General features: G+C 73.0%; 24 protein-coding genes. 17 read left to right on the top strand and 7 right to left on the bottom strand.

The features are described from left to right. Nucleotides 1-71: 71 nt before the first annotated feature. Together GRQ65_RS13760 and GRQ65_RS13765 are read right to left on the bottom strand one after the other, a co-directional pair. Nucleotides 72-875 carry a DNA-formamidopyrimidine glycosylase family protein gene (locus GRQ65_RS13760; RefSeq protein ID WP_160878553.1) on the bottom strand — a complete coding sequence of 268 codons (804 nt, stop codon included), beginning with the start codon at nucleotides 873-875 and terminating at the stop codon, nucleotides 72-74. After that, a complete protein-coding gene (locus GRQ65_RS13765; RefSeq protein ID WP_160878554.1) occupies nucleotides 875-5,482 on the bottom strand; it encodes an ATP-dependent helicase in 4,608 nt (1,535 codons plus the stop codon). Before GRQ65_RS13765 ends, GRQ65_RS13760 begins: the two co-directional genes overlap by 1 nt. Before the next feature lie 53 nt (nucleotides 5,483-5,535). Between GRQ65_RS13765 and GRQ65_RS13770 the strand changes: the two genes are divergently transcribed. The 15 genes from GRQ65_RS13770 (at nucleotide 5,536) to GRQ65_RS13840 (ending at nucleotide 16,817) form a co-directional block, all read left to right on the top strand. Continuing rightward, nucleotides 5,536-5,757 carry a hypothetical protein gene (locus tag GRQ65_RS13770; RefSeq protein WP_160878555.1) on the top strand — a complete coding sequence of 74 codons (222 nt, stop codon included), beginning with the start codon at nucleotides 5,536-5,538 and terminating at the stop codon, nucleotides 5,755-5,757. A gap of 71 nt (nucleotides 5,758-5,828) precedes the next feature. Beyond that, a complete protein-coding gene (locus GRQ65_RS13775; protein ID WP_439331864.1) occupies nucleotides 5,829-6,782 on the top strand; it encodes an ABC transporter ATP-binding protein in 954 nt (317 codons plus the stop codon). Continuing rightward, nucleotides 6,782-7,606 carry an ABC transporter permease gene (locus GRQ65_RS13780; RefSeq protein ID WP_160878556.1) on the top strand — a complete coding sequence of 275 codons (825 nt, stop codon included), beginning with the start codon at nucleotides 6,782-6,784 and terminating at the stop codon, nucleotides 7,604-7,606. Before GRQ65_RS13775 ends, GRQ65_RS13780 begins: the two co-directional genes overlap by 1 nt. Next, on the top strand, nucleotides 7,603-8,427 hold the full coding sequence (locus GRQ65_RS13785) for an ABC transporter permease (RefSeq protein WP_337191723.1): 825 nt from the start codon (nucleotides 7,603-7,605) through the stop codon (nucleotides 8,425-8,427). The genes GRQ65_RS13780 and GRQ65_RS13785 overlap by 4 nt, the downstream gene beginning before the upstream one ends. 82 nt (nucleotides 8,428-8,509) lie before the next feature. Continuing rightward, a complete protein-coding gene (locus tag GRQ65_RS13790) occupies nucleotides 8,510-9,640 on the top strand; it encodes a methyltransferase domain-containing protein (RefSeq protein WP_160878557.1) in 1,131 nt (376 codons plus the stop codon). Between the two features lie 61 nt (nucleotides 9,641-9,701). Further along, on the top strand, nucleotides 9,702-10,658 hold the full coding sequence (locus GRQ65_RS13795) for an amidohydrolase family protein (protein ID WP_160878558.1): 957 nt from the start codon (nucleotides 9,702-9,704) through the stop codon (nucleotides 10,656-10,658). Further along, nucleotides 10,655-11,197: a cupin domain-containing protein gene (locus GRQ65_RS13800; protein WP_160878559.1), complete on the top strand. Its 543-nt coding sequence runs from the start codon at nucleotides 10,655-10,657 to the stop codon at nucleotides 11,195-11,197. Before GRQ65_RS13795 ends, GRQ65_RS13800 begins: the two co-directional genes overlap by 4 nt. 33 nt (nucleotides 11,198-11,230) lie before the next feature. After that, complete coding sequence (locus GRQ65_RS13805) at nucleotides 11,231-11,425, top strand: DUF3046 domain-containing protein (protein WP_160878560.1); 195 nt, start codon at nucleotides 11,231-11,233, stop codon at nucleotides 11,423-11,425. After that, complete coding sequence (locus GRQ65_RS13810) at nucleotides 11,422-12,231, top strand: S-methyl-5'-thioadenosine phosphorylase (RefSeq protein WP_337191725.1); 810 nt, start codon at nucleotides 11,422-11,424, stop codon at nucleotides 12,229-12,231. The genes GRQ65_RS13805 and GRQ65_RS13810 overlap by 4 nt, the downstream gene beginning before the upstream one ends. 202 nt (nucleotides 12,232-12,433) lie before the next feature. Then, nucleotides 12,434-13,474, top strand: coding sequence for a recombinase RecA (recA, locus tag GRQ65_RS13815; protein WP_160878561.1), 1,041 nt, complete (start codon nucleotides 12,434-12,436; stop codon nucleotides 13,472-13,474). 232 nt (nucleotides 13,475-13,706) lie between these two features. Beyond that, nucleotides 13,707-14,213, top strand: a complete 507-nt coding sequence (locus GRQ65_RS22850) for a regulatory protein RecX (RefSeq protein WP_337191726.1) — start codon at nucleotides 13,707-13,709, stop codon at nucleotides 14,211-14,213. A 28-nt stretch (nucleotides 14,214-14,241) separates the two neighbouring features. After that, nucleotides 14,242-14,742, top strand: a complete 501-nt coding sequence (locus GRQ65_RS13825) for a phosphoribosyltransferase family protein (RefSeq protein WP_160878563.1) — start codon at nucleotides 14,242-14,244, stop codon at nucleotides 14,740-14,742. Between the two features lie 37 nt (nucleotides 14,743-14,779). Continuing rightward, the gene (locus GRQ65_RS13830) at nucleotides 14,780-15,628 is read left to right on the top strand and encodes a PPK2 family polyphosphate kinase (protein WP_160878564.1); all 849 of its coding nucleotides are present in this window, start codon (nucleotides 14,780-14,782) and stop codon (nucleotides 15,626-15,628) included. Continuing rightward, nucleotides 15,625-16,422, top strand: a complete 798-nt coding sequence (locus GRQ65_RS13835) for a HipA family kinase (protein WP_160878565.1) — start codon at nucleotides 15,625-15,627, stop codon at nucleotides 16,420-16,422. Before GRQ65_RS13830 ends, GRQ65_RS13835 begins: the two co-directional genes overlap by 4 nt. Then, nucleotides 16,419-16,817: a DUF3037 domain-containing protein gene (locus GRQ65_RS13840; protein WP_160878566.1), complete on the top strand. Its 399-nt coding sequence runs from the start codon at nucleotides 16,419-16,421 to the stop codon at nucleotides 16,815-16,817. Before GRQ65_RS13835 ends, GRQ65_RS13840 begins: the two co-directional genes overlap by 4 nt. Before the next feature lie 28 nt (nucleotides 16,818-16,845). On the opposite strand, the gene GRQ65_RS13845 is transcribed toward GRQ65_RS13840, so the two are convergent. The 3 genes from GRQ65_RS13845 to GRQ65_RS13855 all read right to left on the bottom strand — a co-directional run bounded on the left by GRQ65_RS13845 (nucleotide 16,846) and on the right by GRQ65_RS13855 (nucleotide 20,324). After that, nucleotides 16,846-17,589: a CbiX/SirB N-terminal domain-containing protein gene (locus GRQ65_RS13845; RefSeq protein WP_160878567.1), complete on the bottom strand. Its 744-nt coding sequence runs from the start codon at nucleotides 17,587-17,589 to the stop codon at nucleotides 16,846-16,848. Between the two features lie 64 nt (nucleotides 17,590-17,653). Beyond that, nucleotides 17,654-18,403 (bottom strand): phosphoadenylyl-sulfate reductase, encoded by a 750-nt coding sequence (locus GRQ65_RS13850; protein WP_160878568.1) that lies wholly within the window; start codon nucleotides 18,401-18,403, stop codon nucleotides 17,654-17,656. A gap of 190 nt (nucleotides 18,404-18,593) precedes the next feature. After that, nucleotides 18,594-20,324, bottom strand: a complete 1,731-nt coding sequence (locus GRQ65_RS13855) for a nitrite/sulfite reductase (RefSeq protein WP_160878569.1) — start codon at nucleotides 20,322-20,324, stop codon at nucleotides 18,594-18,596. Nucleotides 20,325-20,670: 346 nt separating this feature from the next. On the opposite strand from GRQ65_RS13855, the gene GRQ65_RS13860 reads away from it, so the two are divergent. Continuing rightward, nucleotides 20,671-22,116: a glycine hydroxymethyltransferase gene (locus GRQ65_RS13860; protein WP_160878570.1), complete on the top strand. Its 1,446-nt coding sequence runs from the start codon at nucleotides 20,671-20,673 to the stop codon at nucleotides 22,114-22,116. Nucleotides 22,117-22,228: 112 nt separating this feature from the next. Here GRQ65_RS13860 and GRQ65_RS13865 read toward each other — a convergent pair whose 3' ends face one another. Continuing rightward, nucleotides 22,229-22,900, bottom strand: coding sequence for a response regulator (locus tag GRQ65_RS13865; RefSeq protein ID WP_160878571.1), 672 nt, complete (start codon nucleotides 22,898-22,900; stop codon nucleotides 22,229-22,231). Next, nucleotides 22,897-24,510: a sensor histidine kinase gene (locus GRQ65_RS13870; protein ID WP_160878572.1), complete on the bottom strand. Its 1,614-nt coding sequence runs from the start codon at nucleotides 24,508-24,510 to the stop codon at nucleotides 22,897-22,899. Before GRQ65_RS13870 ends, GRQ65_RS13865 begins: the two co-directional genes overlap by 4 nt. Nucleotides 24,511-24,634: 124 nt before the next feature. Between GRQ65_RS13870 and GRQ65_RS13875 the strand changes: the two genes are divergently transcribed. Next, nucleotides 24,635-26,017, top strand: a complete 1,383-nt coding sequence (locus GRQ65_RS13875) for a cation:dicarboxylate symporter family transporter (RefSeq protein WP_160878573.1) — start codon at nucleotides 24,635-24,637, stop codon at nucleotides 26,015-26,017. Nucleotides 26,018-26,087 lie beyond the last annotated feature (70 nt).

The raw sequence follows: 26,087 nt of genomic DNA on the forward strand, positions 1-26,087 counted from the left end.
CCACCAGCTCCGACGTGCGGATCACGACGTCGGGCTGGCTGGCCGTCTCGAATGAACCCGTGGGCGCCAGGTCACACCTGTGGCGCCGGCTGGCACGACGGGCACCAGTAGATCGCGCGCTCGCGCCCGGCGGGCCCCAGCTGGTCGACCGCGATGGGGGTGCGGCAGCGTCGGCACGGCGCCTGGTCGCGACGGTAGACCCACATCCGCTCGCGCTCGCGCAGGTCGCCGGTGGTGCTCTGCACTGCCCGCTCCTTGTTGAGGTCGAGCATCTGACGCGCGCGCCGCACCAGTCGGCGCAGGTCGCGCACCTCGCCGACCGGCGTGCGCGGGTGGAGGCCGCTGGTGAAGCACAGCTCGGCGTCGTACATGTTGCCGATGCCGGCCAGGTTGGTCTGGTCGAGGAGCGCCTCGTGGACCGTGCGGTCGGGCTCCTCGCGCAGGCGGCGCAGCGCCTCGTCCTCGTCCCAGTCGGGGCCGAGCAGGTCGGGGCCGAGGTGGCCGACCACGTCGGGCTCCGCGCTGCGCGCCACCAGCTCGACGATCCCGAGCGAGAACCCGACCGCGACGGCCTGCTCGGTCTCGAGCACGACCCGCGCCTGGTGGGCGGGCCGCGGCCAGCGCCGGCCGTGGTCGAGGACCCGCCAGGCGCCCTCCATCTTGAGGTGGGTGTGCAGGGTCCAGTCGCCTTGCGCGGGGTGGTCGAGCCGGGTCAGCAGGTGCTTGCCGCGCGACACCGAGCTCGACACCGTGGCGCCGGCGAGGTCGACCGTCGCGTGCTGCGGCACGCGGAAGTCGGTGCGGGTCAGCACCCGGCCGCCGAGGTGGCGCTCGAGCAGCCGGGCCGCCCGGAAGACGGTGTCGCCCTCGGGCATCAGCCGGTCCGCAGCCGCAGGCCGCGGGGCGTCGCCACGAACCCGGCCGCGTCGAGGGCCTCGCGCAGCGGCGTGGACCCGGAGCCCAGCAGCGCCTCGCCGTCGGCCTTCTCGACGGTCAGTCGGCCGAGGTTGCCGCGTCGCGCGGCCTCGGCCAGCGAGAGCGCGGCCGGGCCGAGCCGGTCGTGCTGGCCCTCGGGGCCGGGCCAGGTGAGCAGCGTCTTGCCCCCGCGCTCGACGTACATCGTCAGCTCGCCGTCGACGAGGACCACGAGGGCGCCGGCCTTGCGTCCGGGGCGGTGCCCACCGCCGTCGGCGTCCTTGTCGGGCCAGGGGAGTGCGGCGCCGAACGGGTTGGCCGGGTCGGTCGCGGCCAGGCAGACCGCCTCGGGCTTGGCGTCGGGGTCGAGCTCGGCGAAGGTGCGCAGCCGGTCGATGGCCCCGGCGGTGCCGAACTGCGCTGCGCCCAGCCCCTCGACGAAGTAGCCGCGGCGGCAGCGACCGGAGTCCTCGAAGGCCGAGAGCACCTTGTAGACGGCCGCGAACCCGCCGGGCTGACGTTCGCTGACCACCGCTCCGCGGATGACGACCCCGTGCCGGTCGAGCAGGCGCTCCGCAGCCGCGTGCGCCCGACGGGTCGGGTCGGTGTCGACCTCGGGGAGGACCGCCCACCGACCCGCGGTCTCCGGCGGTCCGGTGCGCAGCGGGACCCGGCCGCGGCCGGTGGTCGAGGCCATCCGCGGTCGCGTCGGCCCGCGGCGGGTGCGGTGGCTGCCGCCGGAGCCGCGCACCAGGGCACGCAGCGGGCTCAGGGTGTCGTTGGTGATGCGCCCGGCCCACACGAGCTCCCACAGGGCGGCGCTGAGCGCCTTGTCGTCGGAGACGCCGAGCTGCTGGGCCAGCTGGCGGAAGAACCACGCACCGCCGGGAGCCAGCGCGTCGAGCACCGACTGGTGCAGCTCGCTGTGCTCGAACGGCGCCGGCTCGGGCAGGGTCAGGTGGGCGGTGTCGGCGAGGTGGAGCGAGACCCAGCCGTCGGAGCCGGGCAGCGCTCCGTGCCCGGCCCAGCTCACCTCACCGGAGGTCGTCAGCTCGTCGAGGTAGGACGGCTCGTAGTCGCGCACCCGGGCGGCGAGGACCAGCGACTCCAGCGCGCTCGCCGGCACCGGCGCCCCGGCGAGCTGGTCGACGACGGCGAGGACGCCGTCGACCCCGCGCAGCCGCCCGGTGGTGACGTGCTGCCAGGCGCCCAGGAAGCGGCCGAGCGCCGCGGGCGGGACGGGCTCGACCTCCTTGCGCAGCCGGGCCAGTGAGCGTCGCCGCAGGGTGCGCAGCACCTCGGCGTCGCACCACTCCGAACCGCTGGCGCCCGGTCGGAACTCGCCGTCGACGATGCGTCCCTGCCCACCGAGGCGCTGCAGGGTGTGTCGCACGACGGCCTGGCCGAGACCGAGCCGGTCGGCGACCTGGTCGGTCGTGAACGGGCCGTGCGTGCGGGCGAAGCGCGAGACCAGGTCGGCGAGCGGGTCCTCGACGGGATCGGTGAACGCCGACGGGGTGCCGGGCGGCACCGCCACGCCGAGCCCGTCGCGCAGGCGCCCGATGTCCTCGATGGCGGCCCAGCAGTCCAGGCCGGCGACGCGCACCGACGCGACACGGCGGGTGGCGGCCAGCTCCGCCAGGGCCTCGGCGGCGTCGACGCCCTCGACGCAGCGGGCCTGGATCTCCTCGGTGCTCAGGGGACCGAGCAGCCGCACGAGGTCGGCGACCCCCTCCGCCCCCCGGGCACGGCGCTCGGGGGTGAGCCGCTGCAGCTCCTGCTCGAGCTCGGTGAGCACGTCGGGGTCGAGCAGCTCGCGCAGCTCGGCGCGACCGAGCAGCTCGGCGAGCAGCCCCTGGTCGAGCGACAGCGCAGCGGCCCGGCGTTCGGCGATGGGGGAGTCGCCCTCGTAGACGAACTGCGCGACGTAGCCGAACAGCAGGCTGCGCGCGAAGGGCGAGGGGCTCGGCGTGGCGACATCGGTGACCTGCACCTGACGGGTGTCGACCGAGCGCATCAGGGCGACCAGTGCGGGGAGGTCGTAGACGTCCTGGAGGCACTCGCGCACGGCCTCGAGCACGATCGGGAACGACGGGTACTTGCTGGCGACCTCGAGCAGCGCCGCGGAGCGCTGCCGCTGCTGCCACAGGGGGCTGCGGCGACCGGGGTCGCGGCGCGGCAGCAGCAGTGCGCGGGCGGCGCACTCGCGGAAGCGGGCGGCGAACAGCGCCGAGCCCCCCACCTCCTGGGTGACCAGCTGCTCGATCTCCTCGGCCTCGAAGACCACGAGCTCGCCGCCAGGCGCCTCCATGTCGGTGTCCGGGATCCGGATCACGATGCCGTCGTCGGAGGCGACGGCCTGGCCGTCGATGCCGTAGCGCTCGCGCAGCCGGGCGTTGATCGCCAGGGCCCACGGAGCGTGCACCGGGGTGCCGTACGGCGAGTGGACGACCAGGCGCCAGTCGCCCAGCTCGTCGCGGAACCGCTCCACGACGATCGTGGCGTCGCTCGGGAGCACCTGGGTCGCCTCGAGCTGCTCGTGGAGGTAGGTCACGAGGTTGCCGGAGGCATAGGCGTCGAGGCCGTCGTCGCGGGCGCGCGCCTCCGCCTTGGCCTTCGGCAGCGCCGCGAGCTCGCGGGTGTAGGCGCCGACCGCCGCGCCGAGCTCGGCGGGCCGGCCCAGCGAGTCGCCCTTCCAGAACGGCAGCTTGCCCGGGACGCCGGGCGCCGGGGTGACGAGCACCCGGTCGTGGGTGATGTCCTGGATGCGCCAGCTCGTGGCGCCGAGGGCGAACACGTCGCCGACCCGGGACTCGTAGACCATCTCCTCGTCGAGCTCGCCCACGCGGCGGCCGGGACCCTCGCCGCCCACCAGGAAGACGCCGAACAGGCCGCGGTCGGGGATCGTGCCGCCACTGGTGACCGCGAGCCGCTGCGCGCCGGGGCGACCGGTGAGCGTGCCGGCGACGCGGTCCCACACGATGCGCGGACGGAGCTCGGCGAACTCGTCGCTCGGGTAGCGACCGGCCAGCAGGTCGAGCACGCCGTCGTAGGCCGAGCGCGGGAGCTGCGCGAAGCTCGCCGTGCGCTTGAACAGCTCGAAGAGGTCGTCGACGGCCCACGCCTCCATGGCCGTCGCCGCCACGACCTGCTGGGCGAGGACGTCGAGGGGATTGGTCGGCACCCGCATCGACTCGATCGCGCCGGCGCGCATGCGCTGCACCGCGACGGCCGTCTGGGCCAGGTCGCCGCGGTGCTTCGGGAACAGCACGCCGCGGCTCACCTCGCCGACCTGGTGGCCCGCTCGACCGACGCGCTGCAGGGCGCTCGCCACGCTCGGCGGCGACTCGATCTGCACGACGAGGTCGACGGCCCCCATGTCGATGCCGAGCTCGAGGCTGCTCGTCGCGACGACGGCCGGCAGCCGCCCGCGCTTGAGGTCGTCCTCGATGACGGCCCGCTGCTCCTTGGAGACCGACCCGTGGTGCGCCTTGGCGATGAGCGCCTCGGCGCCGGTGCTCTGCCCGGCCTGGGCCATGACCTCGGCCGGGCTCTGGCCGGGCAGCACCCGCTGCCCGGTCGCGCGCTCGACCGCGATCTCGTTGAGCCGGGCCGTGAGGCGCTCGGAGAGGCGCCGAGAGTTGGCGAAGACGATCGTGCTGCGGTGCGCCTCGATGAGGTCGACCACGTGCTCCTCGACGTGCGGCCAGATCGACTGGGCCCGTCGGGGCTCGTCGGCGAAGTCGTCCTCGCTTCCGCCGCCGCCGCTGCCCTCGCCACTGCCGCGCGAGTCGTCGTAGGCCTCCGGTGCCGTCATGTCCTCGACCGGCACGACCACCGTCAGGTCCCACTCCTTGGTCGACGGCGGCGCGACGATCTCGACCGGAGCGCTGCCGCCGAGGTAGCGCGCGACCTCCTCGAGCGGGCGCACCGTGGCGCTGAGCCCGACCCGCTGCGCCGGGCGCTCGAGGAGGGCGTCGAGCCGCTCGAGGGTGACGGCCAGGTGGGCGCCGCGCTTGGTGCCGGCGACGGCGTGCACCTCGTCGACGATGACCGTCTCGACCCCGCGCAGGGCCTCGCGGGCCTGGCTGGTCAGCATCAGGAACAGCGACTCGGGCGTCGTGATGACGATGTCGGGAGGCTGGGTCACCAGCTTGCGCCGGTCTCCGGCGGCGGTGTCGCCGGAGCGGACGCCGACGGTGACCTCGGGGACGGGCTGGCCGAGCCGGTCGGCGGTGTGGCGGATGCCCGTCAGCGGGCTGCGCAGGTTGCGCTCGACGTCGACCGCAAGGGCCTTGAGGGGGCTGACGTAGAGCACGCGGGTGCGCTTGGTCTTGTCGGCCGGTCGCTCCTGCGTGAGCAGCCGGTCGAGGCTCCACAGGAACGCCGAGAGCGTCTTGCCCGAGCCGGTCGGTGCCACCACCAGTGCGTTGCGACCCGCACCGATCGCCTCCCACGCCCCGGCCTGCGCGGGGGTCGGTGCGGCGAACGCCGCCGCGAACCAGGTGCGCGTGGGCTCGCTGAAGCGGCTCAGCACGTCGCTGGTCGAGGGGGAGGGTGCGCTCACCCGTCCAGTCTTGCCGACGCCACCGACAACGCTGCTCCTCCTAGGGTGGAGGGATGAGCGAGACCCCCGAGCACACCAGCGAGCAGACCAGCGACGACCCCCGCGTCGACACCCGCGCCGAGCTGCTGCCCGAGGAGGCGGCGGCCGGCAGCGAGGACCCGGAGGCCCAGGCCGCCGAGATCCTCGCCGAGTCCGACGAGCGCACCGACGATCCCGAGGGCACCCGCGACGAGTCGGCGCAGACCCCCGACCCGGAGGTCGGCTCCGGCGCCTGATCCGCTGCCTGATGCGCGGCCTGGTGCGCTGCTGATGCGCACTGTCGGTCCGGCGTCCTAGGGTCCTGGGCGTGGTGACCGACCAGAGCAGCGAGCCGATGATCTCGGCGCGCGGGCTGACCAAGTCCTTCGGCGACTTCGAGGCCGTCAAGGGCATCGACGTCGAGGTCCGGCGCGGCGAGGCCTTCGGGTTCCTCGGGCCCAACGGAGCCGGCAAGTCCAGCACGATGCGGATGATCGCGGCCACCTCCCCGGTCAGCGGGGGCGAGCTGCGGATCCTGGGTCTCGACCCCGCCACCGACGGCCCGGCCATCCGCGGTCGCCTCGGCGTGTGCCCGCAGGACGACACCCTCGACACCGAGCTCGACGTCTTCGACAACCTGTTCATCTACGGGCGCTACTTCGGCCTGCCTCGCGAGGAGGTGCGCGCCCGGGCCGACGAGCTGCTGGAGTTCGTGCAGCTCACCGACAAGGCCCACGCCAAGGTGGACGACCTCAGCGGCGGCATGAAACGTCGCCTGACGATCGCCCGCAGCCTGGTCAACCGCCCCGACCTGCTGCTGCTCGACGAGCCGACGACGGGGCTGGACCCGCAGGCGCGCCACGTGCTGTGGGACCGGCTCTTCCGGCTGAAGCAGGCCGGCGTGACCCTCGTGCTCACCACGCACTACATGGACGAGGCGGAGCAGCTGTGCGACCGACTGGTGGTGATGGACAAGGGCCGCATCGTCGCCGAGGGCTCGCCGCTCGACCTGATCCGTGAGCACTCCACACGTGAGGTCGCCGAGCTGCGCTTCGGCATCGCGCGCGAGGGCGAGACCCACGAGGCGCTGGCCGCGCAGGTGGCCAACCTCGGCGACCGGGTCGAGGTGCTGCCGGACCGCCTCTTGGTCTACAGCGAGGACGGCGACGCCGTGGTCGCGGCGGTGCAGGCGCGCGGGCTGCGCCCGGTCGCCACCCTGGTGCGCCGCAGCACCCTCGAGGACGTGTTCCTGCGCCTCACCGGCCGGACGCTGGTCGACTGATGAGTGCTGCGACGACAGCCTCGACGGCGACCCCGGGGACCCTGACGCGCGGCGAGGCCCTGCGACGCCAGGTCGACTACTGGGCCACGGTCTACCGGCGCACCTGGCGCGGCTCGGTCGTGAGCTCCTTCGCCACGCCGCTGTTCTACGTGCTGGCGATGGGGGTGCTGCTCGGCGGGTTCATCGACGGCGACCCCGACGTGCTCGAGGGCGCGACGTCCTACTTCCGGTTCGTCGTGCCCGGTCTGATCGCCGCCCACGCGATGCAGACCGCGGTCGGCGAGACGACCTATCCCGTGATGGGGATGGTCAAGTGGCAGCGCATCTACGACTCCATGCTGGCCACCCCGCTCCAGTGCCGCGACCTGGTCGGCGCCCACCTGCTCTTCGTGCTGTTCCGCCTCGCCACCACGTGCGCGGTCTACGACCTCGTCCTCGCGCCGTTCGGCGTCTACGGCTCCTGGTGGGGACCGTTCGCGGCGTTCGGCGCTCAGCTGCTCGTCGGCATGGCCTTCGCCGTCTGGGTCTACGGCGTGAGCGCACGGCTGCGCTCCGAGGAGGGGTTCGGGGTGCTCTTCCGGCTGGGGGTCTTCCCGCTCTTCCTCTTCAGCGGCGCCTTCTTCCCGATCGCCAACCTCGGTGAGGTCGGTGCCTGGGTCGCGCGGTGCACGCCGCTGTGGCACGGCGTGAACCTGTCGCGGATGTTCGCCCTCGACCAGGTGACGTGGTGGCTGGCCGGCGTCAACGTCGCGGTGCTCGCGGTGCTGCTGCTCGCCGGGTGGCGCTGGGCCGTGACCGGGCTCGAGCGGAGGCTGGTCTCGTGAGCGCCACCAGCCGGCTGGGCCCCTCGGGCGCCACCCCGGCCGACGTGCGACCGCTCGGCCCCGTGCGGGCCGCCGCGCTCATCGTGCACCGCAACTACGTCGTCTACCGCCAGGCGTGGAAGCTGTTCCTCACCGGCTTCCTCGAGCCGTTCTTCTACCTGCTGTCGATCGGCATCGGCGTCGGCGCGCTCATCGACACCTTCACCTTCAACGGCCGCGAGATCCCCTACGCCGAGTTCGTGGCCCCCGGGATGCTCGCCGCGTCCGCCCTCAACGGCGCCCTCATCGACGCGACCTTCAACACCTACTTCAAGCTCAAGTTCGTCAAGCTCTACGACCAGATGCTCGCGACCCCGCTCAGCACCCGTGACGTCGCGCGCGGCGAGATCCTGTGGAGCCAGCTGCGCGGATCGGCGTACGCCGCGGCGTTCCTCGTCATCATGACGGCGATGGGGCTGGTGCACTCGTGGTGGGCGCTGCTGGCGTTCCCGGCCACGGTGCTGATCGGCTTCGCCGCGAGCGCGGTGTGCATGGCCCTGACGACCTGGATGCGCTCGTGGCAGGACTTCGAGCTGATCACGCTGGTCCAGCTTCCGCTGTTCCTGTTCTCGGCGACCTTCTTCCCGGTCACGGCCTACCCTCCCGCGATCCGCTGGCTGGTCGAGTGCACACCGCTCTACCGCGGGGTCGTGCTGTGCCGCGAGCTCACGACGGGCTCGATCACCTGGGCCTCGGGCGTCTCGGTGGTCTACCTCCTGGCGATGGGACTGCTCGGGCTGTGGGTCGTACGGCGACGGCTCGACCGCCTGCTGCTGACCTGACCGCGGTCCACGCGGCGCGATGTCGACGGCGCGCGGCGGGATCTCGCTCGTCGGGGCCTGAGCGCGCTGCCACGATCGGAGCGTGATCGAGCCCGACGTCAAGGACTGGACCTGGGTGCTGCACGAGCCCTGCCCCGACTGCGGGTACGACGCGGCAGCGGTCGACCGACGCCGCATCGGCGAGCTCCTGCGTGCCGACGCCCTCGGCTGGACGGCCGTGCTGGCGCTCCCGCGGGCCACCCGCCGTCCTGACGACTCGACCTGGTCGGCGCTGGAGTACGCCTGTCACGTCCGCGACGTCCACCGGACGATGGCCGGACGGTTGGCGCTCCTGCTCGCCGAGGACGACCCGACCTTCGCCGACTGGGACCAGGACGCGACGGCCGTCGAGGAGGGCTACGACCGGCAGGACCCGGCCGTCGTCGGGCCCGAGGTGCTCGAGGCGGCCGAGGCCGCCGGGTCGGCGTACGACGCCCTGCGCGACGCCGACGAGTCGACCTGGAGCCGTCGCGGTCGCCGCTCCAACGGCAGCGTGTTCACGGTCGACACGTTGGCGCGCTACCACCTCCACGACGTCGTGCACCACGCCCACGACGTGCGCCGGCTGGCGGTCGAGGCCACGCGTTCGGCGTACGACGCCGACGCGGGGGCCTACGCCGAGGTCACGGCGAGGGTCCTCGAGGAGCACGCGGTCGAGCTCGACAGCTTCGCCGCCCGGGTGGGCGCCAGGGGAGCGGTGCTCGAGATCGGCAGCGGCGGAGGGCGTGACGCCCGGGCGCTGGAGGCCAGGGGGCTGCGGGTGCGCCGCACCGACGTGTCGCCGGGCTTCGTGGAGCGGTTGGTCGAGCAGGGGCACGACGCGGTGGTGCTCGACCCGCTCACCGACGACCTCGGCGGCCCGTGGGACGGGGTCTGGGCCCAGGCCTCGCTGCTGCACGTCGCCCGGGACGACCTCCCGCTGGTGCTCGGCCGCCTCGCGGGCGCCACGCGGCCGGGCGGAGAGCTCCTGCTCGGCCTCAAGGAGGGACACGGCGAGCGGTGGTCGGTGCACGGCCGCGTCCGGGCGCCGCGGTGGTTCACCTTCTGGACCGAGGAGCAGCTGCGCGCCGTCCTCGACGGCGCCGGTTGGGACGTCTCCGCCGTGCGCCGCAGTGAGGGCTCCGACGGGCAACCGTGGCTCACGATCCGCGCGTCGCGTCGCGGGGACGGCTGACGTCTGCTCTAATACTCTCTCAAGTCCACCGAGTTACATGACTTTGAGAGGAGGCTGGGTGATGACGCACGCGACCGACGTCCACCAGCACATCTGGCCCGAGGAGCTGGTCGACCGGCTCCGGGCCCGCACGCGACCGCCGTACCTGCGCGGCTGGGTCCTGCACACCGAGGGCGAGCCGCCGTACGTCGTCGACCCGACCGCGCACGACGCGCAGGCGCGGGTCGACGTCGACCACGAGGCAGGAGTCGGCGCGGCGTGCGTCAGCCTGTCGGCGCCGCTCGGCATCGAGGCGCTCCCGGTCCGCGACGCGGCGCCGCTGGTCCGAGCCTGGCACCGCGGCGTCGCCGCTCTGCCGGAGCACTTCCGCGCCTGGGCGTCGGTGCCCGCGGTCGACGCCGACCTCGACGACCTGGCCGGGTTGTTGCGCGATCCTCGCTTCGTCGGCCTGCAGCTCCCGGCGACCCAGCTGCTGACACCCGGCGCGTGGGAGCGGACCGGCTCGCTGCTCGCCGTCGCGGAGGCGGCCGACGTGCCGGTCCTGGTGCATCCGGGTCCGGTGCCGCGCAGCGTCGGCGACCGAGACGTGCCGGGCTGGTGGCCTGCCGTCACCGGCTACACCGCCCAGCTCAACGCCGCCTGGTGGGGCTGGCACGCCGCCGCCGTCCGCGCGGACTTCCCCGCCCTGCGGGTCGTCTTCGCCGCGGCCGCGGGCCTCGCGCCCGTCCACCACGAGCGACACGTCATCCGCGGCGGCACGGCCGGACCGGTCGACGCCGGGCTGTTCGTCGACACCTCCGGCTACGGGCCCCGTGCCCTCGACGCCGTCGTGCGCGTGCTCGGCATAGACGCCCTCGTGCTCGGCTCGGACCGGCCCTACGCCGAGCCGGTGGCCGAGCTGTTCGGCGAGGCCGCCACCCGGGCGGTCCACATCACCAATCCCGCCCGGTTGCTCGGCGAGCAGGCCAGGGACACCGAGGACGGCCCCCGCGCGGGGCTGCGGAAGGAGGCGGCATGACCGTCGAGCTCGACCGGACCCGTCCCGCCGGAGCGCCGGTCACCGACTGGACGGCGCGTGCCGGGGTGGCGACCGACCGCGACCTGACCCCCGACGAGCTGGCGCGGCTGGCCGAGCACGTCGCGGCCCACTCCGAGGAGTGGGCGCACCACGTGGCGTTCGACAGCGAGGAGCGGGTCTACGTCTCGCTCCTGCGCGACAGCCACGTCGACGTCTGGCTGCTGTGCTGGACGCCGGAGAACGACACGGGCTGGCACGACCACGACGTCTCCTCGGGTGCGGTGTCGGTGGTGGCGGGCGAGCTGGTCGAGAACAACCTCACGCTCGCCGACGGCGCCCGGGAGCGGCGCGTCGGCAGTGGGACGACGTTCTCCTTCGGACCCGACCACATCCACCGGCTCAACGGCGCCGTGGCGGGCTCGGTGTCGGTGCACGCCTACAGTCCGCCGCTGTGGCGCATGGGTCAGTACCGCGTCGACGAGGACGGCACGCTCAAGCGGGTCTCGCTGTCCTACGCCGACGAGCTGCGCCCCATCTGACGCCGCGCTCGACCGTCTGCCTAGGCTGACCGCGTGAGGCACACGGAGTTCTGGTCCCGCATGGAGGACGCCCTCGGGCCGGCCTACTACCGCTCGTGGGCCGGTCAGGTCACCATCACCGAGCTCGGCAGCCGCACGGCGCAGGAGGCACTCGACGCCGGCACCCCGCCGAAGCAGGTCTGGGAGGCCGTCTGGCGCACGCTCGAGCTCCCGGCGGCCCAGAAGTGAGCGCCGACGTGCAGACCGTCGCCGACGTCGCGGTCATCGGCGGCACCGGGTTCTACTCCTTCCTCACCGACGCCGAGGAGCACGCCGTCGAGACGCCGTACGGCGACCCGGTGGCCCCGGTGGCCGTCGGCACCGTCGCCGGGCGACGGGTGGCGTTCCTGCCTCGTCACGGGCGCCACCACGAGTTCCCGCCGCACAGGATCAACCAGCGCGCCAACCTCTGGGCGCTGCGCTCGCTCGGTGTGCGCCAGGTCATCGCGCCCTGCGCGGTCGGCGGCCTGCGCTCCGAGGTCGCGCCCGGCGACGTGGTCGTCCCCGACCAGCTCGTCGACCGCACGAGCGGACGCGTGTCGACGTTCGTCGAGACGGGCGCGACCCACGTGCCGTTCGGCGACCCCTACTGCCCGCGGGTCAGCGGGGCGCTGCTCGGCGCTGCGCCCGACGTGAAGGCGGGCGGCACGATGGTCGTCATCGAGGGTCCGCGCTTCTCGACGCGCGCCGAGTCGCAGTGGTACGCCGCGCAGGGGTGGACGCTGGTCAACATGACCGGCCACCCCGAGGCCGTCCTCGCCCGCGAGCTGCGGATGTGCTACTCGGCGGTCGCGCTGGTGACCGACATGGACGCCGGGGCGGAGCAGGGCGAGAGCGTCGGCGAGGCCGAGGTCTACGCACTGTTCAAGGCCAACCTCGAGCGGCTGACGGGGCTGCTGACCTCGGCGATCGACGCCCTGCCCGACCCCGACGGCTGCTCGTGCTCGTCGTGGGCCGACGGTCTCGACCTCTCCTACGAGATCCCCGGATCCTGATCCGGCCGCTCGTCCGACCGGCGTTTCGGCCCGGGCCGGCGTGTCGGTGTGGATCGAACACGTGTTCGGTCTAGATTCTCTCCACAGGTGCGACGCGTAGATGGGTTCTCCACAGCCCCCCGGCTGGTCCGGGACGGCTGTCGGTGGCTCGCTCTAGCGTCGAAGGCGCACCACCACCGTCACTGACAGAGAGGCACGACCCATGGCTGGAGACCGCGACAAGGCCCTCGACGCCGCACTCGCCAACATCGAGAAGCAGTTCGGCAAGGGCTCGGTGATGCGGCTCGGCGAGGAGACCCGCGCGCCGCTGGAGATCATCCCGACCGGGTCGATCGCCCTCGACGTCGCCCTCGGCATCGGCGGGCTGCCCCGCGGCCGCGTCGTCGAGATCTACGGACCGGAGTCCTCCGGCAAGACGACGGTCGCCCTGCACGCGGTGGCCAACGCCCAGGCCAACGGCGGCATCGTGGCCTTCATCGACGCCGAGCACGCGCTCGACCCCGACTACGCCAAGAAGCTCGGCGTGGACACCGACGCCCTGCTGGTCTCCCAGCCCGACTCGGGTGAGCAGGCGCTCGAGATCGCCGACATGCTGATCCGCTCGGGCGCGCTCGACCTGATCGTCATCGACTCGGTGGCTGCGCTCGTGCCCCGGGCCGAGATCGAGGGCGAGATGGGTGACAGCCACGTCGGTCTACAGGCCCGGCTGATGAGCCAGGCGCTGCGCAAGATGACCGGCGCGCTCAACAACTCCGGCACCACGGCGATCTTCATCAACCAGCTGCGCGAGAAGATCGGCGTCATGTTCGGCTCGCCCGAGACCACCACCGGTGGTCGGGCGCTGAAGTTCTACTCCTCGGTGCGCCTCGACGTGCGCCGGATCGAGACGCTCAAGGACGGCACCGACATGGTCGGCAACCGCACCCGCGTCAAGGTGGTCAAGAACAAGGTCGCCCCGCCGTTCAAGCAGGCCGAGTTCGACATCATGTACGGCAAGGGGATCAGTCGCGAGGGTGGCCTGATCGACGTCGGCGTCGAGGCGGGCATCGTCCGCAAGGCCGGCGCCTGGTACACCTACGAGGGCGACCAGCTCGGGCAGGGCAAGGAGAACTCGCGCAACTTCCTGCGCGACAACCCCGACCTCGCCAACGAGCTTGAGAAGAAGATCCTCGAGAAGCTCGGCGTCGGTGCGTCCGTGGCCGACGACGCCCTGGCCGAGCCGATCGGCGTCGACGACTTCTGAGCCGGTGAAGTCCGAGGACCGACCCGCACCGGACTGGCTCGGCGACGTCGCTTCCGGAGTCGACGCGTGGACCCACGGGGTCACGTCGGCTCCGGCAGCCCGGTCGTCTCGATCGGCACCCACGCCGACGACGGCGCACGGGCTACGTCCACGGGGAGGGCGCCGGACCGAGCGCAGGGACGCCCCTCCGCCGGACCGCGTCGCCCAGGGACCCGAGGCCGACCCCGAGTCGGTGGCGCGCACGATCCTGCTCGACCAGCTGACCGGTCGGGCGCGCAGCCGCCAGGAGCTCGCCGACAAGCTCGCGTCCAAGGACGTCCCGGCCGAGATCGCGACACGGCTGCTCGACCGGTTCACGGAGGTCGGGCTGATCGACGACGCCGCCTTCGCCCGGACCTGGGTCGAGCAGCGTCAGGCGGGCAAGGGGCTGGCCAAGCGGGCGCTGCAGCAGGAGCTGCGGCGCAAGGGCGTCGACGACGACACGGTCCGCGAGGCGCTCGAGGAGGTCGACCCCGGAGCCGAGGAGGAGGCCGCGCGAGCCCTGGTGCGGCGCAAGCTGCGCAGCCTCGCCCGGTTCGACGACACGACCGCGACCCGTCGGCTGGTGGGGATGCTCTCGCGCAAGGGCTACGGCGCGGGCGTGGCCTACCGGGTGGTGCGCGAGGAGCTCGCCGACTCCGGGCGTGGCGACGGCGGTGGCGACGACGAGGCGTGCATCGAGTCACTCGAGGTCGACTGAGCGGTCCGCGCCCCGCCATGATGCGGGGGTGAACGCCACCGCGGAGCGCGAGGTCCTCACCTACGAGCTGTTCGGCACGGCGGTGCGCGAGCTCGCCCAGCAGATCGTCGACAGCGGCTACGAGCCCGACATCGTGCTCGCCGTCGCTCGGGGCGGGCTGGGCCTCGCGATGGGCCTGGGCTACGCGCTCGACGTCAAGAACCTCTCCGCGGTCAACGTCGAGTTCTACACCGGTGTGGACCAGCGCCTCGAGATGCCGGTGATGCTGCCTCCGACGCCCCAGGCCGTCGACCTCTCGGGTCTGCGGGTCCTGATCGTCGACGACGTGGCCGACACCGGTCACACCCTGGTCAGCGTGCAGGAGTTCTGCGCCGACCACGTCGCCGAGGCCCGCAGCGCCGTGGTCTACGGGAAGCCGCACACCGTCGTCAAGGCCGACTACGTGTGGCGGCGCACCGACCGCTGGATCGACTTCCCGTGGTCCTCGCAGCCCCCACTGGTCGACCGCCGCGGGGGACTCGCCCACTGACTGCGGTCTCTCTGCCCGTCCTACTAGGTTGGAGAGCGTGGCCCACGACGTGACCTTCCACCCCTCGTCCCTGCGGGCCGACCCGGCCGGCTTCCACCTGGCCGCGGTGCCGACCGACGCGACGCCCGGGTGGGACGGCGGCAAGGCCGCAGGGGTCCAGGCCCTCGCCGATCTCGCCCCGGCGCTGATGGACCTGCAGGAGCGCCTCTACGCCGAGCGCACCCGCAGCGTGCTGCTCGTGCTGCAGGGCATGGACACCTCCGGCAAGGGCGGCACCCTCAAGCACACCGTCGGCCTCGTCGATCCCCAGGGCGTGCGCATCACGTCGTTCAAGGCACCGACCGACGAGGAGCGCGCCCACGACTTCCTCTGGCGCATCGAGCGCGCCGCGCCCGAGCCGGGCTACGTCGGGGTGTTCGACCGGTCGCACTACGAGGACGTCCTGATCGGCCGGGTCCGCTCGCTCGCCCCGCCCGAGGAGATCGACCGTCGCTACGCCGCCATCAACGACTTCGAGGCCCGCCTGACCGAGCAGGGCACCACCGTCCTCAAGTGCATGCTCCACATCTCGGCGCAGGAGCAGCGCGAGCGCCTGCTCGCGCGCCTCGACGCTCCCGAGAAGCACTGGAAGTTCAACCCCGGTGACCTCGACGAGCGTGCCTTCTGGCCGGCCTACCAGGAGGCCTACGAGATCGCGATCGAGCGCACGTCGACCGAGCACGCGCCGTGGTACGTCGTCCCGTCGGACCGCAAGTGGTACCGCAACCTCGCCATCGGGCACCTGCTGCACGCGACGCTCGCCGGCCTCGACCCGCAGTGGCCGGCCGCCGACTTCGACGTCGACGAGCAGCGCAGGCGGCTCGTGTCCGAGAAGCCGCTCGGATGAACGGGCCGCTGCCCACCGTCGCCGTCACCCGCTACGTCACCCCGCTGCGCGAGGGGGGCAGCCTGCCGGGGATCGTCGAGGCTGACGATCTCGGCACCTACGTCTGCAAGTTCCGCGGAGCGGGCCAGGGCGTGCGGGTGCTCGTCGCGGAGGTCGTCGTCGCCGGCCTCGCCGAGCGACTGGGGTTGCGGACCCCGCGCCTCGTCGCCCTCGAGCTCGACCCGGAGATCGCGCGCTACGAGGCCGACGAGGAGGTCCAGGACCTGCTCAACGCCAGCGCCGGACTCAACCTGGGGGCCGACTTCCTGCCCGGCTCGTTCGGCTTCGACGGCCACGTGCCCGCCGACGACGAGCCGGCGGGTGACCCGGTTCGGGTGCTGTGGCTCGACGCCTTCGTGGCCAACGTCGACCGCAGCTGGCGCAACCCCAACCTGCTCGTGTGGCACGGGCGGCTGTGGGTCATCGACCACGGGGCCTCGCTCTACTTCCACCACGGGTGGGCCGGCGGCTCGCTCGAGAAGGACGGCGCGGCCGAGCGGTTCGCCGCCCAGCCGTGGAACGTCGACGACCATGTCTTCCGCGACCACGTCGCGGACCTGGCCGCGCTCGACCCGCAGCTGAGGGCGCTGCTCGGCCCCGAGGTGTTCGCAGACGTCCTCTCCGCGGTGCCCGACGCCTGGCTGGAGCCGGTCCCGGGCGCGGAGACGCCCGACGCCGTGCGCGCGGCGTACGTCGCGTTCCTCGACGCCCGGCTCGGGAGCGACGCCTGGCTGCCGCGGGCGGGCGAGGCGTGAGCGGGGGAGAGGCCCCGCGCCGCCTCGCCTACGAGTACGTCGTGCTGCGGTGCGTGCCGCGCGTGGACCGCGAGGAGTTCCTCAACGTCGGGGTGGTGCTGCACTGCCGGATGGCCGACTTCCTGGCGGCGCAGTGCCACGTCGACGCGGCCCGCCTGCACGCCCTCGACGCCTCGCTCGACGTCGAGCGTGTGCGTGAGTCCCTGGCGTTCGTCGAGGCGGTCTGCGCCGGCCACCCGAGTGCGGGCGCGCCCGGGGCCGAGCGCCTGACCCAGCGGTTCGGGTTCCTGCGCGCCCCTCGCTCCACGGTGATCCAGCCCGGACCCGTGCACGGCGGCGTCACGTCCGATCCCGGAGGCGAGCTCGCACGTCTCCTGGGCCGGCTCGTCGGCTGACCCGGGGCTGAACCGAGGGACAGCGGTCTCAGACCGGGACCAGCTCCACCGCGCCGACGGCGTACCGCGCGAGCACTGTGCGGGCGAGGTTGGGGTGCGCGCCGAGCGGCTCGGACACCGCGACGGCACCGGCCTCGAGCGCCAGCTCGGCTGCCCGGTCGGGCAGCAGCCCGGGGGCGAGGAAGAGCGAGGCGACGGCGATGTGGCGACGCCCCTGGGCGCGGAAGGCCCGCACGGCCTCACCCGTGGCCGGCGGCACGCTCGAGGCGTACGCCGCGGTCACGGGCAGGCGGTGGTGCGTGCCCCAGAGCCGGGCGAGACGGGCCACGGCCTGGTTGGCGAGGGGGTCGCTCGAGCCCGCGGCCGCGAGCACCAGGGCGTCGAGCTCGCGCACCCGCGCCGAGCTCAGGGCCTCGCGCAGGCGCAGGTCGAGCACCTCGAGGAAGGACGCCTCGAGACCGAGGATCGAGGTCGCCTCGATCCGCAGCCCGGGGTGACGCTCGGCGGCCTCGGCGATGCCGGCCGGCACGTCGACGCGGGCGTGGTAGGCGTGGGTGAGCAGCAGCGGCACGACGACGATCTCGTCGTGACCGGCCTTGACGAGGCGGTCCACGACGGAGTGGAAGTCGGGCTTGGAGAGCTCGAGGAACGCTGCCTCGACCCGCAGGTCGGGGCGCATCGAGCGGACCTCGTCGACGAGGGCCTTGATCGTCGCGGCGCTGCGACGGTCACGGCTCCCGTGGGCCAGGGCGATCAGGGCAGGAGCGGCCACGACGGCCTCCCTTCGGGTGTGTCCAGCCGGGCGGGCGTCGCCGTGAGCACGTTCAGGCGCTCACTCACGAGTGGATGCCGCACTCGGTCTTGTTGGTGCCGGCCCAACGGCCGCTGCGGGCGTCCTCGCCCGGAGCGACGCGCCGCGTGCACGGGGCGCAGCCGATCGACGGGTAGCCGTCGTAGACCAGGGGGTTGACCAGCACGCCGTTCTCGACGATGTAGGCCTCGACCTGCTCGTCGCTCCACCGCGCCAGCGGGGAGACCTTGACCTTGCCCTTCTTGGCGTCCCAGCCGATGACCGGCGCGATGACCCGGTTGTGGGTCTCGGCGCGGCGCAGCCCGGTCGCCCAGGCGTCGTAGCCGGCGAGGGAGTCGGCCAGCGGCTGCACCTTGCGGAGCTTGCAGCACAGGTCGGGGTCGGTCTTGTAGAGGTCCTTGCCGTACGCCGCGTCCTGCTCCGCCACGCTCTGCACGGGCGTGATGGTCAGCAGGTTGACGTCGAGCGTCGCGGCCACGGCGTCGCGGGTGCCGATCGTCTCGACGAAGTGGTAGCCGGTGTCGAGGAAGACGACGTCGATGCCGGGGACGACCTTGGAGGCCACGTCGGCGAGCACGGCGTCACCCATCGAGGAGGTCACGCAGAAGCGCTCGCCGAAGGTCGCGGCGGCCCACTCGATGATCGTCTCGGCCGGGGCGAGCTCGAGCTCGGCACCCCAGTGGGAGACGAGCTCGCGCAGCTCCTCCGGCGATCGGCCGGCGGTCTCGATGGCGCGGTTGTCTCGGGCGAGCTGGGTGGTGGCGGCTCCGGTCATGACTGCGCTCCCTGCGTCGATGAGCCCGGCCGGACGAGGCCGAGCATCTTCAGGGAGAAGGCGCGCAGGCACCCACGGCATTCCCAGGCCCCGTGCGGTGAGGTCACCTCACCCGCGTCCGAGGTCACCTCGTGCGGCCACAGGTCGCTCTCGCCGCAGTAGGGGCAGTGCAGCGGGAAACCGCGCTCGCTCACGGCGCGGGCTCCGACGTCGGCTCCAGCGTCTTGTCGCCGCGGAGCAGCGCCTCGTCGGCGCGGGCGACCCAGCCGGCGAAGCTCTCGTCGTCGGCGCGGTCGGCCAGGAAGTTGGTGACGACGACGGTGACGTAGTCGTCGAGCCCGGCGCTGGTCACCTTGTGCGCGCGCAGCTTGCGGCCGAAGTTGGCCTGCAGCCCGGTCGCACCGCCGAGGTGGACCTGGAACCCGTCGACCTGCTGGCCCTCGTGCATGACGAGCTGGCCCTTGAGGCCGATGTCGGCGACCTGGGTGCGCGCGCAGGCGTTGGGGCAGCCGTTGACGTTGACCGTGATCGGCACGTCGAGGCCGGGGAAGCGCTTCTCGAGCTCGGTGACGAGGTCGCGGGCGCGGGCCTTGGTCTCGACGATGGCCAGCTTGCAGAACTCGATGCCGGTGCAGGCCATCGTGTTCTGGCGCCAGCCGGACGGCCGCGCCGGCAGACCGATGCCGTCGAGGGCCTCGACCAGCGGCTCGACCTGGTCGGGAGCGACGCCGATCAGGACGATCTTCTGGTACGGCGTCAGGCGGGCACCGGCGACGCCGTGGCGCTCCATGAGGTCGGCGAGGGCCACCAGGGTGGTGCCGCTGACGCGGCCGGCCGACGGCGCGAGGCCGACGTAGAAGTTGCCGTCCTTCTGCTCGTGCACGCCGACGTGGTCGCGGTGGCCGGTGGGGGAGGCGGGCGACTCGCAGGACACGAGCTCGCGGCCGAGGTACTCCTTCTCGAGCACCTCGCGGAACTTCTCCACGCCCCAGTCGGCGACGAGGAACTTCAGACGGGCGCGTGAGCGCAGCCGGCGGTAGCCGTAGTCGCGGAAGATCGAGGCCACGCCCTCCCAGACGTCGGGCACCTGGTCGAGCGGGATCCAGACGCCGAGCTTCTGGGCCAGCATCGGGTTGGTCGAGAGGCCGCCGCCCACCCAGACGTCGAAGCCCGGTCCGTGCTCGGGGTGGACCGTGCCGACGAAGGCGACGTCGTTGACCTCGGGGGCCACATCGTGGCTCGGGTGGCCGGTGAGCGCGGTCTTGAACTTGCGGGGGAAGTTCGAGAACGCCGGGTCGCCGATGTAGCGCCGCTTGATCTCGGCGAGCGCGCTGGAGCCGTCGATGATCTCGTCCTTGGCGACGCCGGCGACCGGCGAGCCGAGGAACGGTCGCGGCGAGTCGCCGCACGCCTCGGTGGTGTCGAGGCCGGCGGCCTCGAGCCGTTCCCAGATCGCGGGGACGTCCTCCACGCGGATCCAGTGGTACTGGATGTTCTCGCGGTCGGTGACGTCGGCGGTGTCGCGGGCGTACTCCACGCCGACCTCGCCCAGCGCGCGGACGGTGCCCGCGTCGAGCAGGCGCCCGTCGGAGCGCACGCGCATCATGAAGTAGGAGTCGTCGAGCTCCTCCTCGGCCACGGTGGCGGTCTTGCCGCCGTCGAAGCCCGGGGCGCGCTGGGTGTAGAGCCCCATCCAGCGGAACCGGCCGCGCAGGTCGGCCGGGTCGATGGAGGCGAAGCCGCGCTTGGAGTAGACGTGGAGGATCCGGTCGCGCACGTTGAGCGGGTCGTCGTCCTTCTTCGACTGCTCGTTCTTGTTCAGCGGCTCGGTGTAGCCCAGCGCCCACTGACCCTCACCGCGCTTGGGGCGGGGGATCTCGGTGTGCTGGGCCTTGGTGGCGCTGAAGCGCGGGTCGGACATGCGGGTCCTTCGCTGGAGTGCCGCGCTCGGCTCGAGCGGCGCGGGCTGGCGGTCGGCTGGACGGTCGTGAGGTGCAGCGGGTGCGAGGCGCTCAGCGGGACCGACAGATCATGCTGCGGGTGCGCATCAGGTCCACGTGGCGTCGGACCACGAGGTGCGCGGAGGTGGCAGCGGTGACCATGTCAACCAGTCTCAGCCCGTGGACCACCCGTCCACAAACCGACATCTCGTGATGTGAGACAGACGTCTCGCTATGTGGACCGTTTGAGTTCCAAGGGGGCCGTAGGACCGCCGGGGCGGGCCACGCGCCTGTGCGTGACCCGGCCAACAGCCCTAGTCTGGCGGCATGGCCCAGGACCTCGCCGCCCTCACCAGCTCCGCCTACGCCCAGGCTCTCGAGGTGATCGCCTCGGTCGAGCCCCGCATCGCGGAGGCCACGCGCCAGGAGCTCGCCGACCAGCGCGGCTCGCTCAAGCTCATCGCCAGCGAGAACTACGCCTCGCCCGCCGTTCTCCTCACCCAGGGCACGTGGTTCAGCGACAAGTACGCCGAGGGCACGGTCGGCCACCGCTTCTACGCCGGCTGCCAGAACGTCGACACCGTCGAGGCGCTCGCCGCCGAGCACGCCCGCGAGCTCTTCGGCGCGGAGTACGCCTACGTCCAGCCGCACTCGGGCATCGACGCCAACCTGGTGGCGTTCTGGTCGATCCTCGCCCACCGCGTCGAGGGCCCCTGGCTCGAGAAGGCGCAGGCGAAGAACGTCAACGACCTCACCGAGGAGGACTGGGAGTCGCTGCGCCGCGAGCTCGGCAACCAGCGACTGCTGGGCATGAGCCTCGACGCCGGCGGCCACCTCACCCACGGCTTCCGCCCCAACATCAGCGGCAAGATGTTCCACCAGCAGCAGTACGGCACCGACCCGACCACGGGCCTGCTCGACTACGACGCCCTGGCCGCCAAGGCCCGCGAGTTCAAGCCGCTGATCCTCGTGGCCGGTTACTCGGCGTACCCCCGCCGGGTGGACTTCGCCAAGGTGCGCGAGATCGCCGACGAGGTCGGCGCCACCCTCATGGTCGACATGGCCCACTTCGCGGGCCTGGTGGCCGGCAAGGTCTTCACCGGCGACGAGGACCCGGTGCCGCACGCCCACGTCGTCACGACGACCACGCACAAGAGCCTGCGCGGCCCCCGCGGCGGCATGGTGCTGGCCACCGAGGAGTTCGCGCCGTCGGTCGACCGCGGTTGCCCGATGGTGCTCGGCGGTCCGCTCTCGCACGCGATGGCCGCCAAGGCGGTCGCGCTGGCCGAGGCGCGCCAGGAGTCGTTCCGCAGCTACGCCCACGACGTCGCCGACAACGCCCAGACGCTCGCCGAGGGGTTCCTGCAGCGCGGGGCGACCCTCGTGACCGGCGGCACCGACAACCACCTCGTGCTGCTCGACGTGTCGTCGTTCGGTCTCACCGGCCGCCAGGCCGAGTCGGCCCTGCTCGACGCCGGCGTGGTCACCAACCGCAACTCCGTCCCGGCCGACCCCAACGGCGCGTGGTACACCTCTGGCATCCGCCTCGGCACCCCCGCGCTGACGACCCGCGGCTTCGGCAAGGACGAGTTCGACACCGTCGCCGAGCTGATCGTGACCGTCCTGCAGAACACCCAGCCGGGCACGACCAGGGCCGGCACCCCGTCCAAGGCGAGCTACACCCTCGCCGAGGGCGTGGCCGACAAGGTCCGCGACGCCTCCGCCGAGCTCCTCGACAAGCACCCGCTCTACCCGGGCCTCACCCTGGCCTGACGGCCTCTCCGGCCGCGCCCCGCCAGCTGCAACGCGGAGTTGGTGGCCCTCCCGACCCGTTGCAACGGGTCGGGACCACCACCAACTCCGCGTTACAGCGATGCGGCGCGGGTCAGGCCCGGCGGTACTCCACCTCGGGCCGGCCGCTGCCGCCGTAGCGGGGGTGGCGCTCGGCGCGCCCGGTGTCGGCGAGGTGCTCGAGGTAGCGCCGGACGGTGACCCGCGAGGCACCCACGGCCGCTGCCGCCTCGGTCGCCGACAGCCCGCCGTCTGCGTCGCGCAGGGCGGCGCTGACCGCGCGCAGCGTCTCGGGACTCATCCCCTTGGGCAGGGCGCTGGCGGTAGGTCGCAGCGAGCCGAGCAGGGCGTCGACGCCGTCCTGGTCGAGGTCGCTGTCGGCGGCCACCGAGGCGCGGTAGGCGGCGTACTGCTCGAGCTTGGCGCGGAACGTCGGGTAGGTGAACGGCTTGAGCAGGTAGTGCGCGACGCCGTGGGTCACCGCGGCGCGCACCACGTCCGCGTCGCGCGCGGAGGTCACGGCGATGACGTCGCAGCGGTGGCCCGCGGCGCGCAGCCGCTGCAGGAGCCCCAGACCGTGCCCGTCGGGCAGGTGCATGTCGAGCAGCACCAGGTCGACCTCGCGGTCGGCGTCGAGCAGCCGCGCCGCGTCGCCGGCGGAGCGGGCGACGCCGGCCAGCTCGAAGCCCGGCACGCGCTCGACGTACGCCGCATGCGCCTCGGCCGCCGTCTGCTCGTCCTCCACCACGAGCACTCGCACGCTCACCGCAGCACGACCTCGAACGACGCGCCGCCGAGGGGGGAGCGCCCGGTGCCGACGCTCCCGTCGCGGCGGCGGGCGGTCTGGGCGACCAGCGCCAGGCCGAGGCCCCGCCCACCGGCGCCGGCCCCGCCGCCGGTGGCCTTGGTGCTCCACCCGCGCTCGAAGGCGTGGGCGAGGGCGTCGTCGTCGAGCCCGCACCCGCTGTCGCCGACGGTGACGACGACGGAGCCGTTCGGACCGGGGGAGCCGCCGAGCTCGACGTCGACCCGCCGCTGCCCGAGCGGCTGCTCGGCCACGGCGTCGAAGGCGTTGTCGACGAGGTTGCCGAGCACGGTCACCAGGTCGCGGGCGGGTACGCCGGCCGGCGGGAGCGAGCCGCCGATGCGCAGCTCGATGCCGCGCTCGGCGGCGTCGGCGTGCTTGCCGAGCAGCAGCGCCTCGACGACCGGGTCGCCGACGGCGTCGACCACGCGGTCAGTGAGCAGCTGCGCGACCTGCAGCTCCTCGGTCGCGAAGTCGACGGCCTCCTCGACCCGGCCGAGCTCGATGAGCGAGACGACGGTGTGCAGCCGGTTGGCCGACTCGTGGCTCTGGGCGCGCAGCGAGTCGCTGAGCCCGCGCACGGCGTCGAGCTCGCCCGTGACCGCCCGCAGCTCGGTGTGGTCGCGCAGCGTCACCACCGCACCCACGTCGGCGCCCTTCCAGGTGGCGGGGGAGGACGAGACCACCAGCACCCGGTCGCCGGCGAGGTAGAGGTCGTCGGACTCCGCGGTGCGGTTGAGGGCGGCCGAGACGAGGCCCGGGGCGAGGCCGAGCCCGTCGAGCCGTCGGCCCACGACGTCGTCCGGCAGGTCGAGCAGCCGCCGCGCCTCGTCGTTCGCGAGCTGCACCCGTCCGGAGGTGTCGAGCAGCAGCAGTCCCTCGCGCACGGCGCCGAGGACGGCGGTGTAGTACTCGTACATCCGGGTCAGCTCACGCGCCCCGAGCCCGTGGGTCTGCCGGCGCAGCCGCCGCCCGACGAGCCAGCTGCCCAGCAGGCCGACGCCCAGCACGAGCAGCGCGGCGATCGCGATGATCGTCAGGTCGCGGCGCAGCTGGCGGTCGATCGCCTGCACCGTGATGCCGACCGACACGAGCGCGACGACCGGGCCGTCGCCACCCTCGCGCACCGGCACGACGGCGCGCATCGAGGGCCCCAGCGTGCCGGTGTACTGCTGCGTGAAGGCCCGCCCCTGCGGCGCGTCGCCCACGTCGCCGACGAACCGCTTGCCGATGTTGGCCGGGTCGGGGTGGCTGTAGCGGATCCGCTCGGGCGACATCACCGTCACGAAGTCGACGCCGGTGTCGGTGCGCACCTGCTCGGCGAAGGGCTGGATGGTCGCGCTCGGGTCGGGCGTCGCGAGCGCCTCGTCGATGGTGGGGGAGTCGGCCACCGCGCGCGCGACGGCGAGCGCGCGGTCGGTCGCGGAGGTGCGCACGTCCCGACGCGCGTCGTACGTCGCCAGGGTGCTCGCGCCGACGACGAGCAGCAGCACGAGCCCGACCTGCAGCAGCAGGACCTGCCGGGCCAGCGGGAGCTCGCTCGCCCTCCCGAGCCGCGGGCGTCGTCGCATGCCAGGGATTGTGGCACCGATCTCACGAACTCAACGACCACAACGGTGACCGCCCTCACACGACGACGCAATCTGAGACCCACGTCACGCCGGGTGGTCCGGCGCAGAACCGCAGGAGGAACACATGGCGAGCCACACCTCGACGGCCTCGGGGCACGCCCCCAAGAGCCGCACGCACTACCTCTACATCGCGGTGATCGTCGCCGTGGGGCTCGGCATCCTGGTGGGCGTCGTCGCGCCGGAGTTCGCCAAGCAGCTCAAGCCGATCGGCACCGGCTTCGTCGACCTGATCCGGATGATGATCCAGCCGGTCATCTTCTGCACGATCGTCATCGGCGTCGGCTCGGTCGCGAACGCCGCCAAGGTGGGTCGGGTCGGGGGCCTCGCCCTCGGCTACTTCATCACGATGTCGACGTTCGCCCTGGCCATCGGGATGGTCGTCGGCAACCTCATCAAGCCCGGTGACGGCCTGCGCCTCGACCCGGCCGCCGTCGACGCCGGCCGCGAGCTGGCCGCGACCGGCCACGGCAGCACCACCGAGTTCCTCCTCGGCATCATCCCCGACTCGCTGCTCTCCTCGCTGACCAGCGGCTCGGTCCTGCAGACGCTGTTCGTCGCGCTGCTCGTCGGCTTCGCCCTGCAGCAGATGGGCTCGGCCGGCAAGCCGATCCTGCGCGGCATCACGCACGTGCAGCGCCTGGTCTTCCGCGTGCTGTCGATGATCATGTGGGCCGCCCCCGTCGGCGCCTTCGGCGCGATGGCCGCGGTGATCGGCGAGACCGGAATCGGCGCCCTGAAGAGCCTCGCGATCCTGATGGTCGCCTTCTACCTCACCTGCGCGATCTTCGTCTTCGTCGTCCTGGGCACGCTGCTCAAGGTCGTCACCGGCATCAACATCTTCAAGCTCCTGGCCTACCTCGGCCGCGAGTTCCTGCTCATCGTCTCGACCTCGTCCTCCGAGTCGGCCTTGCCCCGCCTGATCGCCAAGATGGAGCACGCCGGCGTCGACAAGCCGACCGTGGGCGTCGTCGTGCCCACCGGCTACTCCTTCAACCTCGACGGCACGGCGATCTACCTGACGATGGCCTCGCTGTTCATCGCCGAGGCGCTGGGCGACCCGCTGTCGATCGGGGAGCAGGTCTCGCTGCTCGTCTTCATGGTCATCGCCTCCAAGGGCGCCGCGGGCGTCACCGGCGCCGGCATGGCCACCCTCGCCGGTGGCCTCAGCTCGCACCGCCCCGAGCTGGTCGACGGCGTGGGCCTGATCGTCGGCATCGACCGGTTCATGTCGGAGGCCCGCGCGGTCACCAACTTCGCCGGCAACGCCGTCGCGACCGTCCTCGTGGGCCACTGGACCCACAGCCTCGACCGCGACAAGCTCGACCGCGTCCTCGCCGGTCAGGACCCCTTCGACGAGACCACGATGCTCGACGACGAGGACCTGCACGACGACGTCGACGCCGAGCAGCCCGCGCAGGCGGCCGAGCGCGAGGCTGTCCGCGCCTGACGCACCGCTCACGTCACCGGCCCGTCGCGTCCCTGGGGGGGGAACGCGACGGGCCGGTGCCGTCGTCAGG

The organism is Nocardioides flavescens, from assembly GCF_009823805.1.
Lineage (GTDB): Bacteria > Actinomycetota > Actinomycetes > Propionibacteriales > Nocardioidaceae > Nocardioides > Nocardioides flavescens.